Annotated in this window: 14 protein-coding genes; 13 read left to right on the top strand and 1 reads right to left on the bottom strand. The window is 26.6% G+C overall.

The features are described from left to right. Nucleotide 1 precedes the first annotated feature (1 nt). Nucleotides 2-568, bottom strand: a complete 567-nt coding sequence (locus tag SFBMNL_RS04235; RefSeq protein WP_242821368.1) for a DUF624 domain-containing protein — start codon at nt 566-568, stop codon at nt 2-4. A gap of 285 nt (nt 569-853) precedes the next feature. Here SFBMNL_RS04235 and SFBMNL_RS04230 point away from each other — a divergent pair, with 285 nt between their 5' ends. The 13 genes from SFBMNL_RS04230 to SFBMNL_RS04170 all read left to right on the top strand — a co-directional run bounded on the left by SFBMNL_RS04230 (nt 854) and on the right by SFBMNL_RS04170 (nt 18,988). Beyond that, entirely contained in the window at nt 854-2,593 is a 1,740-nt protein-coding gene (locus tag SFBMNL_RS04230) for a sensor histidine kinase (protein ID WP_042294645.1), read from the top strand. A gap of 7 nt (nt 2,594-2,600) precedes the next feature. Then, complete coding sequence (locus SFBMNL_RS04225; protein WP_042294644.1) at nt 2,601-4,130, top strand: response regulator transcription factor; 1,530 nt, start codon at nt 2,601-2,603, stop codon at nt 4,128-4,130. A gap of 167 nt (nt 4,131-4,297) precedes the next feature. Next, entirely contained in the window at nt 4,298-5,257 is a 960-nt protein-coding gene (locus SFBMNL_RS04220; RefSeq protein WP_007439881.1) for an ABC transporter permease, read from the top strand. A gap of 19 nt (nt 5,258-5,276) precedes the next feature. Continuing rightward, on the top strand, nt 5,277-6,224 hold the full coding sequence (locus SFBMNL_RS04215) for a carbohydrate ABC transporter permease (protein WP_014017953.1): 948 nt from the start codon (nt 5,277-5,279) through the stop codon (nt 6,222-6,224). A 22-nt stretch (nt 6,225-6,246) separates the two neighbouring features. Then, complete coding sequence (locus SFBMNL_RS04210; RefSeq protein ID WP_042294643.1) at nt 6,247-9,378, top strand: alpha-mannosidase; 3,132 nt, start codon at nt 6,247-6,249, stop codon at nt 9,376-9,378. A gap of 138 nt (nt 9,379-9,516) precedes the next feature. After that, on the top strand, nt 9,517-10,989 hold the full coding sequence (locus SFBMNL_RS04205) for an ABC transporter substrate-binding protein (RefSeq protein ID WP_042294642.1): 1,473 nt from the start codon (nt 9,517-9,519) through the stop codon (nt 10,987-10,989). 82 nt (nt 10,990-11,071) lie between these two features. Then, nucleotides 11,072-11,950 carry an ROK family protein gene (locus SFBMNL_RS04200; protein ID WP_014017951.1) on the top strand — a complete coding sequence of 293 codons (879 nt, stop codon included), beginning with the start codon at nt 11,072-11,074 and terminating at the stop codon, nt 11,948-11,950. Between the two features lie 20 nt (nt 11,951-11,970). Next, nucleotides 11,971-12,507 (top strand): hypothetical protein, encoded by a 537-nt coding sequence (locus SFBMNL_RS04195; protein ID WP_005806240.1) that lies wholly within the window; start codon nt 11,971-11,973, stop codon nt 12,505-12,507. A 28-nt stretch (nt 12,508-12,535) separates the two neighbouring features. Continuing rightward, a complete protein-coding gene (locus SFBMNL_RS04190) occupies nt 12,536-13,645 on the top strand; it encodes an ABC transporter ATP-binding protein (protein ID WP_042294641.1) in 1,110 nt (369 codons plus the stop codon). 11 nt (nt 13,646-13,656) lie between these two features. Then, entirely contained in the window at nt 13,657-14,604 is a 948-nt protein-coding gene (locus SFBMNL_RS04185; RefSeq protein ID WP_042294640.1) for an ROK family protein, read from the top strand. Between the two features lie 31 nt (nt 14,605-14,635). Continuing rightward, nucleotides 14,636-17,461 (top strand): endo-beta-N-acetylglucosaminidase, encoded by a 2,826-nt coding sequence (locus SFBMNL_RS04180; protein ID WP_042294639.1) that lies wholly within the window; start codon nt 14,636-14,638, stop codon nt 17,459-17,461. 149 nt (nt 17,462-17,610) lie between these two features. Continuing rightward, a complete protein-coding gene (locus SFBMNL_RS04175) occupies nt 17,611-17,973 on the top strand; it encodes a hypothetical protein (protein ID WP_005806244.1) in 363 nt (120 codons plus the stop codon). A 64-nt stretch (nt 17,974-18,037) separates the two neighbouring features. Next, nucleotides 18,038-18,988 carry a hypothetical protein gene (locus tag SFBMNL_RS04170; RefSeq protein ID WP_007440030.1) on the top strand — a complete coding sequence of 317 codons (951 nt, stop codon included), beginning with the start codon at nt 18,038-18,040 and terminating at the stop codon, nt 18,986-18,988. Nucleotides 18,989-19,081 lie beyond the last annotated feature (93 nt).

Genomic DNA, 19,081 nt, shown 5'->3' with positions numbered 1-19,081 from the left:
CCTATTTATTATTTCTCCTTGAAATTTCTTCAAGTTCACTAAATACTGTTCTATTAATAAACACCAAGCAAAACGCAAATATAGATGAAACAAACAATAAAATTGCACTATTAAGTTCAAATAAAATTAAAAATACAAGTATTAAAAGTGTATTTGTTATAGTTAAAATAGGTCTTGTAAATGCCAAAGTAAAACCAAGTTTTAATACATCTAGATTTTTCATAGAGAATCTACTGATAATTAAAAATAAAAATGGTGTAATAATTCCAAGTAAAATTAAAATTCCTATAAATAATCCATTTAGTACTAAGCTGTCGAATATTAGTGTAAAAAATTTAATATTTGAATAAATGATAAATAAAATTATCAATTCAATTATCCACACAACCAATGCTTGTATAAAGTTTAATTTAAATCCTCGTATAAAGTCAGATAGTATAGATATATTCTTATTTTTGTAAAGCTTGTTCACACAGTATAATAACACTGTAAATATTGGTGCAGTCGGTAATAAACAAACTAAAAATAGAGGGAAATATGTAGTTATTCTACTAATTCCTATAAACATGAAAAATAAAATAATTGGGATATTAAATATCCAGAAGAGAAGATTTAGTATGAAAAACCAAAATACATAGTTGAAAGTATCAAACAATTTTTCAAAATTAAAGATTTCGTTTAGCATACACCACCTCCAAAAATTTTCTACTAATCTAATACTAATATAATTTAAAAGGTTTACAAATTCAAACATTACTGTATAATTTAATTAAAATTATATAATAATTCCATAAAAAATTAATTTATCCCACATTCGTGTAATTAAACATGAGTTAATTTTAGGAGATAAAATATGGTTGAAAATAAATCCAAAGTTTACAAAAAAATTTTTTGGATAAATACAATCACAGTCATTTTTTTAATGTTAACTTTAGATATTTACTTAATGAGATATTTAATTTCAAATGTTAAAGAATCTCAATTGTATATTAATGAGAAAATTTTAAATGATGTTGATAATGAACTTGAGTATATTTATAATCATTCGTTAAGAATTGTTAATGATATTTATACTGATGATTTTGTTGTGGAGGATATAATTAAATTTCTAAATGCTGACACAATAAACTATTTAACTCAAAAGTTAGACAAGCTGTCATTGAGTAATTCATCTTATCATATAGGGATTGAAAAATTTGTGAGAAGCTCATTTATGTCAAATGAGAATTTAAAAGAAATTGGATTTGTGAGTTTTAATATGAATACCAAAAGTGTATTCAATCGATCAAATCAAATAAATGTAACAAAGGTTAATAAAGAGGATTTTTATAGTGATGTAGGATTGCTAAATATACTAACAGATAAAAATAGTATAAGTCTTTTAAAAGAAATCAATGATCCAATTAATTTAGAAACCAAAGGATTAATGATTCTAACTTATAATTTGGAATATCTGAAGAAAGTGTTAGAAAAGTATGATCAAAAGTCTAATGTTTTAATTTTAAATAATATAGGTTATGTCGTATATGATTCGGATGAAAAATTAGGATATGAGCCTTATATGTATTATGAAGATGTGATTCATCATGATGATGACAAAAAAATAATGCTAAATACACTTTACTATATTAAAACGTATTTGAATAAAGATGGACTTACAGTTATATCGATGATGGAATCTAAAAATATAGAAAATCTATATGGTAGTATAGCTTTGATAATTTTTATAGCATTATCTCTCATATTCTTATCTCAATTAATAGCTCTCTTTAAAATTAAAAATCTAGGTAATAGGACAAACGAAATTTTAAATGCTATGGATAAAGTTAGGCACGGAAATTTAGACATTGAAATACCTTTGACTTCAGATTTAGATGAAATAAATTATATAGCAGATAATTTTAATAAAATGTGTAAAGATTTAAACACCCATATAGATAAGAGATATAGAGCGGAATTAGAGCTTAAAAAAGCAGAAATGATATCTTTACAAAATCAAATAAATCCTCACTTTTTGTATAATACACTTGAGTCCATAAGGATGAAGGCAATATGTAATGGCGATAAAGAAGTTGGAAAGATGCTTTATATATTATCTGTGTTATTTAGAAATCAGTTAAAAGATAAAAATATCATAACGATAAATACAGAACTTAAATATTGCACTAAATATGTTGAGTTATTTAAATTTAGGTACAATGATTTATTTGATTTTTATATAGAATGTGATGAGTCACTTAAAGACAAAGGGATACCAAAATTTACACTGCAACCATTAATTGAAAATTATTTTATTCACGGGATAAATTTTGAGAATAGCGATAATATTTTAAAGATACTTATCTCTTCTATAAATTCTGATCTTATACTTATTAAAATAATAGATAATGGAATAGGTATTGATGAGGAAAAACGGAACTTAATAAATCATAAAATTCAAAATGACATATATAGCAATAATAATTCTATGGGAATAATTAACGTACATAAGAGAATTTTATTAGAATATGGTAAAGGGTATGGTATATCCTTAATGACTAATGATGAAAGTGAAAATATTGTTATTATAAAAATACCATGTAAAGGTGTGTAGGTTTATCATGAATAAAGTTATGTTAGTTGATGATGAAAAATTAATAATCGAAGGTCTATTAAATATATTAGACTGGGAGGAACTCGATCTAAAAGTTACTAAAACATCGAGCAATGGGAAAGATGCAATTGAGAAATTTACGGAAGATCCAGTTGATATTATTATTAGTGATATAAATATGCCTAAGTTAAACGGACTTGAATTATTAAAAAGGATTAAATCTATCAACGATAAAACTAGATTTATTATTATAAGTGGATATGATGAATTTTCCTATGCAAAAGAAGCCATAAAATATGGTGCTGATAATTATATTTTAAAACCAATAGATGAGGATGAACTTAAATTAACTTTAAATAAAATAGTGATGGAGATAAATAACAATAAGAACATAGAGAATAAGATATTAACTAAAAATAGAATTTTATTTCAATATATAAACGGAAATGCATCTAAGGAAGAATTAGTAAAAATTGAGAATCATTTAGATTTTTCTCTTAAACATAAAAATTACACTGTTGCAATCATAACATTTATAAATAAGGGTAAAAAAGATCTAACCCTATATATAGAAAATATATTTAAAGGAATTTTTAAAGAAGGATATGAAATTTTACATAGATATGATGGTCAAATAATTATAATAAATTCTTGGAATAAACATACTGAGTATTTAGAAATAAAGAATTACTATGAAGAAGTTAAAAATAATATAATTGAAAAATTAAACCAGAAAGTTTTTATATCAATTGGAGATTTAACAGATAGTGTCGATGAAATCGAATTCACTTATGATATAGCAAAAGCTTTGAATAAATATATGCTTACAGAGGGAAGTAACATTTGTCTTGATAGATACTCTTTGAATTATATTAATGATAACAATTTAACATTTTCAAAAGAACTTGAAAATATAAACAAGTTGATAATAGAGAAAAAACTCTACGAGCTTGAAAATTATATTGAAACTATTTTTGACAACAATCAGCTGAGTCCTAAGAATATTTACGATCTTTGTATAAAAATAATATTTTTAATACACAACATACTTGAAGAATTCAAATTAAAAAAGTCAAGTGATAAATATGAAGATGATAGTTTAGGCAATATGATATTAGAACTTTGTAGTGAAAATACTAGAGAAAATGTTAAAACATTTATTACAAGCGAGCTTAGAGAAATAATTGAACTTATGAATAATACTGATGTTTGTTATAGTCCTGTAATTAGACAAGTTATCAATCTAATAAATAAAAATTATCATAAAGAATTAAGTTTAAAAACACTTGCACAAAAATACAACATAAATAGTTCTTATTTAGGACAAATATTTACTAAAGAAGTTGGTGTTTCATTTTCTGAGTATTTAAACAAGATTAAAAATACTAAAGCAAAGGATCTTATATTGAATACAAATATGAGGATTAACGATATTGCAAGATCTGTAGGTTATATAGATACGAGTTATTTTTATAGGAAATTTAAAAAATATTTTGGTGTATGTCCATCAACTTTAAGAAATATGAAAAAATATTAAAATCAAAGTATTTATATTTACTACAGATAAGTATAAATACTTTTTTGAAATCCTTAATTTGTTNACTAAATCTAAAATTTTTAAACTCAAAGCATCAATAGTTATATGTTATAGTTTAATTGTTTGATGGAAAATTTACACAAATATATGTAAAGGAGTTGAGTTGGTTGTCTAGAGTTAAAAGTTCTAATAAAGCTAATAAAAAATCTATATTTAAAACGTTTAAAGAGAATAAAGAGCTTTTATTTCTTACGATACCAGGCACACTATGGTTTTTGGTTTTTGCTTATTTACCTATGTTCGGTATAGTCTTAGCTTTTAAAAATTGGAGAATTCACGGTGGTTTTTTAGAAAGTTTAATTAAAAGTGAGTGGGTTGGATTACGGAATTTTAAATTCTTATTTGGAAGTAGTGATGCGTGGCTTATTACAAAAAATACCATTCTTTATAATATAACTTTTATAATTTTAGGTATAGTTATTCCTGTAACACTTGCAATACTTTTAAAGGAATTACTTAACAAAAAATTATCAAAATTTTATCAAAGCGCAATGTTTCTTCCATATTTTTTATCCTGGGTTGTGGTGAGTTATTGTTTATATACTTTTTTAAGTCCAGATAAAGGATATTTAAATAATATAATCACTTCTCTAGGGGGGGATCGGATATCCTGGTACACAGAGCCTAAATATTGGATATTTATAATTATCTTTATGAGTCAGTGGAAAGGTGTTGGATATGGAACTGTAGTTTACTTAGCATCCATTTGTGGTATAGACAAGTCTTATTTTGAAGCTGCTATGATAGATGGTGCAAATAAATTTCAGCAAATAAAATATATAACACTTCCTTTATTAAAACCTGTCTTGATAATTATGTTTATAACGGCCGTTGGGGGAATATTTAGAGCTGATTTTGGATTATTCTATCAACTACCTAAAGATTCAGGAGCTTTATATTCTGTAACAAATGTTATTGATACTTATGTTTATAGAGGACTTATCAATTTAGGAGATATCGGTATGAGTTCTGCTGCTGCATTATATCAATCTTTTGTTGGACTAGTTCTTATTTTAGTTACAAACGGAATAGTTAGAAAGGTTGATGAAGAAAATGCATTCTTCTAGAAATGGGGTGATTTAATTTATGAGTAGAGTATCAAAGACTAAAAAAGTATCACAATCAGAAGAAAAAATTATGAAGTTTAATGCTATATCTAAAAAAACTAATTTTATGTTTAATTTGCTATTTATCATATTAGCAGCATTATGTATTGTTCCATTTGTATTTGTACTTATTATTTCGTTTACAAGTGAGCAATCACTTCAATTAAATGGTTACCAGTTTTGGCCTTCTGAATGGAGCCTTGATGCTTATAAATATATTTTTGCATCTGGAAGTAATATCTTAAATGCTTATGGAATTACAATATTTGTTACAATAACGGGAACTTTACTTGGTTTAATAATCATGACGACATATGCATATGCCTTATCTCGTAAAAATTTTGCTTATAGAAAATTTTTTACAAAACTTATATTTATACCTATGTTGTTTTCAGGAGGTATGGTTGCCTCTTATTTAGTTGTAACAAGATTTTTAGGATTAAAAAATAATCTACTAGCACTTATTTTACCTATTTGTGTTAGTTCTTTCCACATAATAATTCTTAGAACATTTTTTAAAACCACAGTACCCGATGCAATTATTGAATCAGCAAAAATTGATGGAGCATCGGAGTGGCTATTGTTTTTAAAAATAGTTTTACCAATATCACTTCCAGCAATAACGACAATAGCTTTATTTTTAACTTTAGGATTCTGGAACGATTGGTTTAATGCAATGCTCTATATAGATAACAATAGTTTAATGCCACTTCAATATTTACTTGTGAAATTAGAAAAATCTATAGAGTTTTTGACTAATAATTCATCTAGCCTTGGTATAGCTGCTGTTGAACAAGCATCGAAACTACCGAAAGATACAATAAAAATGGCTATAGTTGTAATATCAACACTACCAGTAATATGTGCATATCCATTTTTTCAGAAATATTTTGTAAGTGGATTGACTGTTGGAGCTGTAAAAGAATAATAAAAGAGGGGATTATTTTAAAATGACTTATTTATTAGAAAGAATTGATAAAATCTGCAGAGAAATTCAAAAACACATATATAAAAATACAATTAATATTGACAATTTTATGTATGTCGATGGAAATTACCATAATATTGAATTAATCAAAGAAGTTAGTGAAGATAAATGGAGAAAATTTAAGAGTGGAGATTTATGGGGTGGAAGAGATTGTCATGGGTGGTTCAAATTTAGTGTTGTTGTTCCGGAAAATTTTACTGGACAAACAATAGCTCTTAATTTATCTACTTTCGAGGAAGGTTGGGATGCTACAAATCCTCAATTTATTATTTATGTTGACGGTGAACACATTCAAGGTGTTGACATAAATCATAGGGAAATTATATTAACTCATAACGCTATAGCTGGCAAAAAATATGATATTGATTTACATGCATATGCAGGAATGCTTGCAGATAAAAAAGCAACATTAAATGGAAAATTTACTGTTATTGATATGAATGCTAGAGAACTTTATTGGAATTTAAAAGTTCCTCTTGATGTTTGTAAAGAACTAGATAAAGAAGATAAAAATATGGTAGATATGATAACAGTATTAAATGATGCTATAAATATCATTGATTTAAGAAAGCCATACTCCAAAGAATATGATGATAGTATAAAGAAAGCTAATGAATTTTTAAATACTAAATTCTATGGAGAATTATGTGGTCATGAAGATGTTATAGCTACATGTGTTGGACATACTCATATAGATGTTGCTTGGCTATGGACAGTAGCTCAGACAAGAGAAAAGGTTGCTAGGAGTTTTTCAACAGTTCTTAAATTAATGGAAGAATATCCGGAATATATATTCATGTCATCACAGCCGCAATTATATAAAATGCTAAAGGAGGATCATCCTAAAGTTTATAAAAGAGTTAAAGAAAAAATTAAGCAAGGAGTTTGGGAATCAGAAGGTGCCATGTGGGTTGAATCAGATTGTAATGTAACTTCTGGAGAATCGTTAATTAGACAAATTGTTCATGGAAAAAGGTTTTTCAAAGAAGAGTTTGAGGTTGATAATAAAATTTTATGGCTTCCCGACGTATTTGGATATTCTGCAGCAATTCCACAAATTCTAAAAAAATCTGGAATTAAATATTTTATGACAACTAAAATTTCATGGAATCAATTTAATAAAATTCCTAATGATACATTTATGTGGCAGGGGATAGATGGAAGTGAAGTGCTTACTTATTTTATAACTACATCAGGACCAGGACAAGATAAATCATCATTCTTTACTACGTATAATGGACACATTCAACCAGATGCTGTAATGGGAAGTTGGAGAAGATTTCAAAATAAAAATTTAACAAATGATGTTTTAATTTCTTTTGGATGGGGAGACGGTGGCGGTGGAGCTACCCTTGAAATGCTAGAAAATGGAAGAAGACTTGCCAAAGGTATACCAGGAGCTCCTAGAGTTAAAATGGGTACTTCTCTAGAATTTTTCCAGAAATTAGAAAATAAAATTTCAAATCATAAAAAACTTCCAAAATGGGTCGGTGAATTATATCTCGAGTATCACAGAGGTACTTATACATCTATGGCTAGAAATAAGAGAGATAACAGAAAATGTGAAAATTTATACCTAGCTTTAGAAAAACTCAATTCATTATCTATGATTTTTGGAGATAACTACACTCAAAAAGAAATAAATGATGCATGGGAAACAATATTACTAAATCAATTCCATGATATAATACCAGGATCATCTATAAAGGATGTTTACGATGTAACCAAAGTTGAGTATAAAGAATTGTTAGATAAAGTTACTCAATTAATAGATAAGACTATTGATAGTATCTCAGATAAAATAAACTTAAAAAATCAAAGTGTTGTTGTATTTAATACTTTAGGTTTCGAAAGAGATGATATTGTTGAATTTGATATTCCAAAGAATATTAAAAATCCTCTATTAATTGATGATAATGGAAATGAAATTGTTTGTCAGTTAATAAGTGAATCTAAAGCTATATTTTTCGCCAAAGCTATACCTGCTAATGGATATAAAACATTCAAAATTATAGAATCTATGAATAAAGAAATTAAAACTGATACTATACTTACAACTGATTTCGCTGAAAATAGATTTTTCAAAATTAAGTTTGATAATAAAGGGCAAATAACATCATTTATAAATAAAATGCAAAATAGAGAAATCATTAAAATTGGACATATTGGGAATCAACTTCAGGCATTTGAAGATAAACCAATGTGTTTTGATAACTGGGATATAGATATTTATTATAAAGAAAAAATGTGGTTAATTGACGATATTCAAGACATTGAAGTTATAGAAAATGGACCCGTTAGAAGTACCCTTAGAATTAAAAGAAAATTTTTGGATTCAATTATTATTCAGTATGTGTATATCTATAATGATATTGAGAGAGTGGATTTTAATACTTATGTTGATTGGAAAGAAAATGACATTCTTGTTAAGGTTTCATTTCCAATTGAAGTTAATGCAAAAGATGCTACTTATGAAATACAATATGGAAATGTAACAAGACCTACACATAACAATACTTCATGGGATCTTGCAGCATTTGAGGTTTGTGGACACAAATGGGTTGACTTATCTGAAGGAAATTTTGGAGTATCGTTGTTGAATGATTCTAAATACGGACATGATATTAAAAATGGAAATATGAGACTTACATTATTGAAGTCAACAGGAGATCCAAATCCAGATGCTGATAAAGAAGAACATTTTTTCACATATTCAATATATGCACATGATAAAACATGGCAAGAAGCAAAAACAGTACAACTTGCATATAATTTAAATACAAAATTATTTTCAAAAGTATGTAATGCTCATAGTGGAGAATTTAATAATAACTTAAGTTTAGCTAAATTAAATAAAGAAAATGTAATAATTGAAGTAATTAAAAAAGCAGAAGACTCAGATTATTTAATAGTTAGATTGTATGAGTTCCATAATAAACGTACTAGTGTATCTATAGAGTTTATAAAAAATATACAATTAGCATATGAGTGTGATTTATTAGAAAATAATCTAGAAATTATTACTCCAAATGCCAATAAATTTGACTTTGAGATTAAACCATTTGAAATTAAAACATTTAAAATTAAATTATAAAAATTAATTGTCTTTATAGTGGGAAATTTTCAACTAAATATATAAAAAGTACACTACAAATATAGCTAATTCATATGATATAATTCGATTGTAAACGTTATAAAAACTCTTTCTAATTTTACTGAAAGGAGTAATGAAATGGGAAGAATTAAATGTATTAAAACCAAGAAACTTATATCATCATTATCAATTGTCTTATTTTTCATCATGACATTAACTTTTTTTACAAGTTGTGGGAATAATTCAAACAAAGTTGGTTCAGGTGGTCAAAAAATTACTGAATTAACTTGGTATACAATAGGTCTTGAACCTAAAGATTACAAACAAGTTATTACGGAAGTTAACAAATATTTAGAAGAGAAGATAAATGTACATCTAAATATGAAATTCATAGATTTTGGTGATTATACTCAAAAAATGTCTGTTATTATAAATTCTGGCGAAGACTATGATTTAGCATTTACGTGTTCATGGGCTGGTGACTATTTAGGTAATTCTAGAAAGGGTGCATTTTTAGAACTAAATGATATGTTAAATTCTGATTCTGGGAATCTTTTATTTACTACAATCGATAAAAGATTTTGGGATGGTGCATCTATAGATGGAAAAATATATGGGGTTCCTAATCAAAAAGAATTGGGAGTTGCTCCTATGTGGGTTTTTACTAAGGAATATGTAGATAAATATAATATACCTTATGAAAGCATTCATTCCTTAGAGGATTTAGAGCCATGGCTAAAAATTATAAAAGAAAATGAACCAGGGGTAGTTCCTTTATATATAACTAAAGGATTCTCTTATACTGTATTCTTTGATCAATTAGTAGATCCTGTGGGGATTTTATCTGATGATGAAACTCTTACAATTAGAAATATGTTTGAAACAGCTGAAATGAAAAAATCTTTAGATACATTAAGAAGATATTATCAGCTTGGTTATATAAATGCAGATTCAGCAACTGCTCAAGACGATAAATCAGTCAAAAGACTTGTTACTAAAGGCGATGGTCAGCCTTATGCTGAAAAAATTTGGTCTAAAGATTTGAAATATGAAGTTGTAGCATCTCCGATAGTGGATACATTAGTTACAAACGCATCAGCAACTGGAGCGCTAATAGCTATATCTCAAAATTCCAAAAACAAAGAGAAATCGTTTGAATTTTTGACACTATTAAATACTGATAAGAAATTGAGAAATTTACTTAACTATGGTATAGAAGGTGTCCATTATGAAAAAGTATCTGAAAACAGTATTAAACTTCTTAACCAAGATCAACGTAGATATGAAATTCCTTATTTTGGATTAGGAAATATGTTTATAACTTATACTTTAGATAATGAGCCTGACACAAAATGGGAAGAGTTCAAAGAATTTAATGATAAAGCTAAAGTATCTCCAGCATTAGGATTTAAATTTGATGCATCTAGAGTATCTAGTGAAATTGCCACTATTAATAATGTTCTCGAAGAATTTAAAGCCACTTTATATAGTGGATCTGTTGATGTTGATGAGTATTTAACTAAATTAAATAATAAATTAAAAGAACAAGGTATTGATAAAGTAATTAATGAGATGCAATCCCAACTTGATGCCTGGAAAAGTAATAACTAATATAACTTTTGGAGGAGGTATTTATTCGTTTTATTGAATTTATATCTCCTTTAATTATATTTCATTATGAGGTGTTTTAAATATGATAGCTTGTATTGATATTGGAGGAACATCAATAAAGGCAGGAGTTTTAGATAAAAATGGTAAAATTAAATTTAGAGAAACTTTAAAAATTATTGATGATATAGATAAATTATTTGATATCATAGTAAATTTTGTCGAGAGATCTAAAAGAAATTTTTTAATTGAAGGTTTAGCTATAAGTTCTCCTGGTGCAGTAGACACAAAAGAAGGTGTAATTTATGGATCAAGCGCTTTAAATTGTATCCATGGTCCTAACTTTAAAAAAATATTAGGAGAAAGATTAAATCTTAATGTAAGTATTGAAAATGATGCAAATTGTGCAGCTCTTGCTGAAGTTTTTAATGGTTCAGCAAAAGATGTAAATAACATGATATTTATTGTTTGTGGAACTGGAATAGGTGGATCTATAGTCTATAATGGGGAAATAATTAATGGTAAAAATCTTCATTGTGGAGAATTTGGATTTATGATAATGGAAAATGAAGATGATAAATTTCGTACATTTAGTGAAATTTCTTCCACAATATCTATGGTTACAAGAGTAAAGAGATTTTATAGTGGAGATTGGGATGGAGAAAAAATATTTAGAGAAGCGGAATGTGGAAATATGATTTGCATTAATGCAATTAATAAATTTTATTTGAATTTGGCAAAAGGAATTTATAATCTTCAATATATGTATGATCCTGAACTTATTTTACTTGGTGGTGCTATATCTGAAAGAGAAGACTTCTTAGATAAAATAAATGATAATTTAGATTATTTAGTGAACAAAATTGAATTAGCAAAAATAAAACCACAAATAAGGACTTGTACTTATAAAAAAGATGCAAATCTTATAGGTGCATTATCAAATTTTAAGAAAGAATATTATTAAAAATTATAAAAACGTTTATTATGAATATAAATGAAAGAAGTGAGTATATGGATATTTTTTACGAACAATTCTTAACAAAAGATTATGAATTTAAAAGAAAGAAAGTTGAATCAGCTAAACAGGCACTATTGATTCTTACATTACTCAATATGATTTTTTTAGGAAAAATCATAGCAATACTGACATTTTTAGTTTATGTCATTCTTTCAATAATTGCTCGTAATAAGTTTATAGAATTTGAGTATGAGTTGACAGGAAGTGAACTAATTGTATCAAAGATATTTAACAAAAAAAATAGAAAAATTGTTGCTAACATAAATATTAATGATGTAATTAAAATTAAATCTTCAAATTCATATATCAATGAAGACATTAAGATTATCAATTTAACTTTAAGTGGAATTAAAACAAAAAAACTAACAGAAAATATTTTAATTGTTAGAGTTAATGATTCAAATTCAATTGGATATAAGCTTGCAATGGACAAAAATCTTCAGAAGATGTGTGAAAAGATTAATCCAATGATATTTAAGCATGATTTAGATATTTTGAAATAAATATTAAATTTTTAGGGAGAGAATTATTATGGCAGGATTATTATTAAAAAATATAGATAAAATTTATGAAAATGGTTATAAGGCTGTAAATAATTTTAATTTAGAAATAAAAGATAAGGAATTTATAGTTTTTGTAGGACCTTCAGGTTGTGGTAAATCAACTACTTTAAGAATGATTGCTGGACTTGAAGAAATTTCTGGTGGCGAATTATACATAGATGGTGTTATGGTGAATGATATCGCTCCTAAAGACAGAGATATAGCAATGGTATTCCAAAATTATGCATTATATCCTCATATGACAGTTTATGGAAATATGGCTTTTGCACTTAAATTAAGAAAAGTACCAAAAGATGAAATTGACAAAAAAGTTCGCGAAGCTGCTAAAATTTTAGATATAGAACATTTGCTTGATAGGAAACCAAAAGCATTATCTGGAGGGCAAAGACAAAGGGTTGCTATGGGACGTGCAATAGTTAGACATCCTAAAGTTTTTTTGATGGATGAACCTTTATCTAATTTAGATGCAAAATTAAGGGTACAAATGAGAACAGAAATTGCAAAATTGTATAATCAATTAGCAACAACTTTTATATATGTTACTCATGATCAAACGGAAGCTATGACTTTAGGTACTAGAATAGTTGTAATGAATGATGGTGTTATACAACAAGTAGACACACCAAAACGTATATATGATCATCCTAAGAATTTATTTGTTGCAAGCTTTATAGGAAGCCCACAAATGAATATTTTATATGGGGAAACTTATAAAAAAGATAATAGTATTATTCTTAAAGTTTTAGATAGAGAAATTATATTACCTAAAGATAAAGCTAAAATTTTAAATGATACGAATAATTTGAATACTAAGCTTATTGTTGGAATTAGACCTGAAAATATTAGTTGTAAAGAAGAAGATCTTAAAAATGAATCAAATACAATTTTTAAACTCGATATAGATATTACAGAAAATCTTGGAGCAGAAACATATATCTATGCAAAAGCTGGAAGTAGAAATATGGTTATTAAAACACCTACATCAGATAATATAAGTACTATCGGAAAAATTAGATTCGTAATAGATATTGATAAAATTCATTTATTTGATGAAAATGAGCAAAAAACTATATTTTAGGGGGATTAAAAATGGATAATTTATATGTAGGTGTAGATTTAGGTGGGACAAAAATCTACACTGCTTTGTGTTATGGAAATGGAAAATTCATTAATGAGATAATTCTTAAAACAGAAGCAGAAAAGGGAGCAGAACAAATAGTACAAAAAATAAAAGATAGTATTAAATATGTTATAAAAGATATAGATAAATCTAAAATAAAAGCAATAGGATTAGGATCTCCAGGTCCATTAGATATTAAAAATGGATTAATTGCTGAACCTGCTAATTTACCATTCGTTAACTTTCCCATAGTTGATGAGTTATTTAGTGAATTTAATATAAAAATTTATTTAGATAATGATGCGAATGTTGCAACTTTGGCTGAGTATATGTTTGGTGTTGGAAAAGGAACAAATAATATGGTTTATGTTACAGTTAGCACAGGAGTTGGTGGAGGTGCCATATTAAATGGTAAAATATATAGGGGAAGCACATCAAATGCTTTAGAAGTAGGACATACAACAGTATCTGTTTATGGAAGAAGATGTGGTTGTGGTAATATTGGATGTGTTGAGGCAATGTCATCTGGTACTGCTATGATGAAGGCAGCAAAAGATGCGATATCAAGCAGAGTTGAAACTTCATTAAAAAATTATAATAATATAACGGCAAAAGAATTATTTTTAGAAGCTAATAAAGGTGATAAAGTATCAATGGAAATAGTTGAAACAGCTATGAGCTATTTAGGGGTTGCAATATCAAATTATGCTAACATATTAGATCCAGACTTAATAATAATAGGAGGAGGTATTACTGATAGTGGAGATTTAATGTTTGAAATTATTCATAAAGAAATGAAAAAAAGATGTTTAGGACCAATACTTAGAAATTGTAAAATATCAAAGTCTAGTTTAGGTTCAAAGATTGGAGTTTTAGGGGCTATTGCACTTGCTATGATAGAATCTAAAAATAAATAAATAATCACTATTATTTTTTCGGAGGTAAATTATGAATAAGCTAAAATTAAAAACAATTATTGCCATGTCCATGTTTTTAGCTATTGGTATTATGTCTTGCAGTGAAAGAACTGTAACAACATCATCAAATAATATTTCAACTATAAATTACAGCGTAACTGGAGAAGCAGAAGAAGCAGAAAATATAAAGATCTCAAACATGCCAATAACTCCTTTTTGGTTTCCCGAAGAACTCCTAAAATGGGATCCAACTAAAGATGAGGATATTAAGTACAATAAAGCTACTATTCCTCTAGCTGAAAGAGTTTCTAAAGAAAACCTTCCATTAATTAACAAAACTCAAAATAAAGATTTTAATATAGTTGTTTTATCTATGATGAATGAAAGCACAAGTGGCAATTCTCCTCAAGGTTTAAATAAATTTGATTCTAACACATTTTCTTATTGGCAGTATATAGATAAGTTAGTTTATTGGGGAGGATCTTCAGGTGAAGGAATAATAGTTCCTCCTAGTGCAGATGTTATTAACTCAGCTCACAAAAATGGAGTTCCTGTATTAGGCACTATATTCTTCCCAACCACAGAACATGGTGGAAAGGCTGAGTGGGTTGAACAATTTTTATACAAAGATGAAAATGGAAATTTCCCAATGATCGATAAACTTATTGAGGTTTGTGAAGTTTTAGGATTTGATGGATGGTTTATAAATCAAGAAACAGGACTTACTATTAAAGAAAATAATTTTATAGACCAAAGTGAAACAGTACAAGAGGGAGCAAAAATCACAAAAACTCATGCTGAACTCATGCAAGAATTTATAAGAGAATTTAATAAAAAATCTGATTATGAAATTATGTGGTATGATTCTTTAACAAAAGATGGGGAAATGGATTGGCAAAATGCATTAACCGAAAAAAATGATTATTTTTTAATTGATGCAGATAAGGAAAAAGTCGCTGATAGTATGTTTTTGAATTTTTGGTGGACAACTAATCGTTTAGCAGAACAAGAGCTTTTAAGAGAATCTAATTTAAGAGCAATTTCTCTCGGCATCAATCCATATAGTTTGTATGCTGGTATAGATATACAAGCAAATGGCACAAATACTCAAATTCGTTGGGGTCTTTTAACTGATGATAATAATATACCTTACACTTCATTAGGTATATATTGTCCAAGCTGGACATTCTTTTCTTCAAATAATGTAGATGAATTTATGTCAAAAGAAAATCGTTTATGGGTTAATGAGCTTGGAGATCCAAGAGCAAATATTGAAGATGCAGGATTTATAGGAATGTCCACTTATGCTGTTGAAAATACAGTAATTAATTCGATACCATTCACAACAAACTTTAATATAGGTAATGGATATAATTTTTTTGTGAATGGTGAAAAGGTTTCATCAATGGATTGGAATAACCGAAGTCTTGCTGATGTCATGCCAACTTATAGATGGATAATAGATAATGAAGGAGATAATTCTCTTAAGGCTTCAATTGATTATTCAAAAGCTTATTATGGAGGAAATTCCATAAAATTAGCAGGAAATCTTAAAGCTAATACTCCTAGTGAAATAAAATTATTTAGTTCAGATTTAAAAATAGAAAACGATACTCAATTTACAACAATACTTTCTGCTAGTTCTGATGTTTCCATAAAATTAATTTTAGATTTTGATGATGGAAGTTCTGAAGAAATTGAAGGTAATACTATCGTATCTAGTGATTGGACAAAAGTGAATTTTGATGTATCGAAATTTACCGGTAAAGTCATACGTTCTATATCTTATAAAATTTTAAGTGATAAAGATGTTTCCAATATATCTGTTAATTTTGGAAATATTAGTATAAATTCTAAAAATGCAAACGTTTCAGATATTATATCTGTTAATGTAGATAATGTTGTATTTGAAGAAGAAGATATGTATGCAGGAGTTAGACTTTCATTTGATGCATCAAATAAAAATGATGTCAAACATTATGAAATCTATAAAGTAAATGAGGATGAATCTTTAACATTTTTAGGTGCATCAATTAATGAAAATTATTTTGTAAATGCACTAACAAGAGATAATAAATCTAACACTACAACTTTTGAAGTTGTAGCTGTAAATAATGATTTATCTAGGGGAAATGGTATGAGAACTAAGATAGAATGGCCTGATAATAGTATTCCCAAGTCAGATTTTACAGCATCAAAAACACTTATTTCACCAGGTGAAGAAATAACATTTACAAACTTAAGTTCACAAGTTACTGAAAATTTAGAATGGACGTTTGAAGGAGCAACTGTACAAAACAGTACTGAAATTTCACCAACAGTAAAGTACGAAAATGAAGGAACATATAAAGTTTCATTAAAAGCTAAAAATTCTTCTGGTGAAGATATTAAAACAATTGAAAATTATATCACTGTGACAAAAGATGCCGAAAATTTTAAAAATTTATCTAATTCAAAAAATGCTGAAGCATCAAGCTTTGTTAACAGCAATGAAGCTCCAAACTTTGCCTTTGATGGTAAATTAGATACTAAGTGGTGTGCTACTGGTACACCTCCTCATAATATAACTGTCGATCTCGGAAGTGTATCACTTATTAGTGAAGTTAAAATAGCTCACGCTGAAGCTGGAGGAGAAAGTGACTCTATGAATACATCAGCCTATATCATAGAGGTTAGTGAAGATGGTGATAATTTTACTGAAATTGTTAATGTTAAGAAGAATTCTAAAGCTAATACAATAGATACATTTAAAGCAATTCCTGCAAGATATGTAAGAGTAATAGCAACAAAACCAACGCAAGGTTCAGATTCTGCTGTTAGAATTTACGAAATTGAAGTTAGTGGTATTCAAAAATAAAAAAGAGGTGTTAATAAACACCTCTTTTTTATTTAAAAACTTAGTATAAATTGCTTAATTAGCTTGTTAAAATTTTCAATAATAAATAAAAAAAATATGAATATAATAGTACCTATTACTTCTTTTTTTAGAAAGTTAGGTATAGTTTTATGGTTTATTGTTTAATAAATAATAGTTATTTAAATGAGAGTAATATAATAATTAATTATAGTATTATCAATGATTCAGAAGAAATAAAAGTTAATAAATCTTTTGATATAGATATAAACTATGATAATCTTATGTATATAAATTTTTCACAAGATCAATTAAAGAAAAATGTTTTTGATAATTACATAGATGAAATTTCATATGATTTCGGTAGGTGTCGATATATTTTTGGCAAGAATGAATTTAAAGATTATTTCTATGAACTAGATGAATTTAAACGTGTGAATGAAAATTTTAATTTCAAATATATGAAGATATCCGATATAATTATAGGAGTTAACCATTTAAACATTAATTTATAATATTTGGTTATAATAACATCTATATATTAATATGTTGTATTATAATTATTTAGAGGAATTTAATATGATAGAATTTAGTGAAAGCTTAGATGAAATTCTAAAGAGTTATAATATAACAAATTATAAAATTCAAAAATTCAGAAGTGTTTATAAAATATCAACGAAAGATCGCAATATTCTATTAAAAGGATTTAAATCCAAAACAAAAGTTTTAAATACTAAAATTATAATTTCTCATTTATGCAATAAGAATTTTAAATTTTGTCAAAAAATTTTTTATAATAATAATGATAGATTTTATTTTAAGCTTAATGATAAGTACTATTCTTGTTTCTCATGGATAAATGGGAAAGAGGTTGATCTTAGAGAAATTAAAAACATTAAGAGGTCTATAAAATCTATTTATTTATTTCATAAATATCTTAGTGATTTAGATTATTCATGTATGGATATAAAAGATAATTCAAGTTGGGATTTAAAATTTGAAGAAAGCATCATTAATCTTTATAATATAAAAAATATCATTTTAAATAAGGATGTATGGTGTTGTATAGATAGATTTTATTATGAAAATATAGATACAGCACTGAGAATATTACATAACATTGTTTCAGAATTATACAACAATGATATAAAAGACTTTTTAATTAACAACAAGTCAATATGTCATGATAGCCTTTACTATCAAAACCTCATATTGAAAAAGAACAATATTTATTTGATAGATTTTGGTGGAGTGTGCATCAATAATTCCATTTATGATTTGTCTAAGTTCGCTCGAAGAGTATTTTATAAAAATAAATTTAATATGCGATTATTGAATGAAATGTTTGATTATTATAATTTATATTATAAGTTTAATGATACAGAAAAACATTTGTTCAATTTATATATGAAGTATCCTTATAAATTTATAAAATTTGGAATAAGGTTTTATTTAAGAAATAAGCAATTTGAGCGTGAAAAATTGATAAATAAATTAAAAAAGTATGCAGAATACGAATTAAGCAACTAGAATGAGCTCTAGTTGCTTTTTATATATAAAAATTGTACTTGTAATTTTTAAATAATTTTTATTAAACTTATTAGTATAACAATTAAATTTTAG

Source organism: Candidatus Arthromitus sp. SFB-mouse-NL (assembly GCF_000709435.1).
Taxonomy (GTDB): Bacteria; Bacillota; Clostridia; order Clostridiales; family Clostridiaceae; genus Dwaynesavagella.
This window is presented reverse-complemented; position numbering and strand designations above follow the sequence as displayed.

Coding starts and splice junctions, on each gene's coding strand:
- SFBMNL_RS04230 (WP_042294645.1), top strand. CDS start 854: ATGGTTGAAAATAAATCCAAAGTTTACAAAAAAATTTTTTGGATAAAT.
- SFBMNL_RS04215 (WP_014017953.1), top strand. CDS start 5,277: ATGAGTAGAGTATCAAAGACTAAAAAAGTATCACAATCAGAAGAAAAA.
- SFBMNL_RS04205 (WP_042294642.1), top strand. CDS start 9,517: ATGGGAAGAATTAAATGTATTAAAACCAAGAAACTTATATCATCATTA.
- SFBMNL_RS04190 (WP_042294641.1), top strand. CDS start 12,536: ATGGCAGGATTATTATTAAAAAATATAGATAAAATTTATGAAAATGGT.
- SFBMNL_RS04210 (WP_042294643.1), top strand. CDS start 6,247: ATGACTTATTTATTAGAAAGAATTGATAAAATCTGCAGAGAAATTCAA.
- SFBMNL_RS04200 (WP_014017951.1), top strand. CDS start 11,072: ATGATAGCTTGTATTGATATTGGAGGAACATCAATAAAGGCAGGAGTT.
- SFBMNL_RS04225 (WP_042294644.1), top strand. CDS start 2,601: ATGAATAAAGTTATGTTAGTTGATGATGAAAAATTAATAATCGAAGGT.
- SFBMNL_RS04185 (WP_042294640.1), top strand. CDS start 13,657: ATGGATAATTTATATGTAGGTGTAGATTTAGGTGGGACAAAAATCTAC.
- SFBMNL_RS04170 (WP_007440030.1), top strand. CDS start 18,038: ATGATAGAATTTAGTGAAAGCTTAGATGAAATTCTAAAGAGTTATAAT.
- SFBMNL_RS04235 (WP_242821368.1), bottom strand. CDS start 568: ATGTTTATAGGAATTAGTAGAATAACTACATATTTCCCTCTATTTTTA.
- SFBMNL_RS04175 (WP_005806244.1), top strand. CDS start 17,611: ATGGTTTATTGTTTAATAAATAATAGTTATTTAAATGAGAGTAATATA.
- SFBMNL_RS04195 (WP_005806240.1), top strand. CDS start 11,971: ATGAATATAAATGAAAGAAGTGAGTATATGGATATTTTTTACGAACAA.
- SFBMNL_RS04180 (WP_042294639.1), top strand. CDS start 14,636: ATGAATAAGCTAAAATTAAAAACAATTATTGCCATGTCCATGTTTTTA.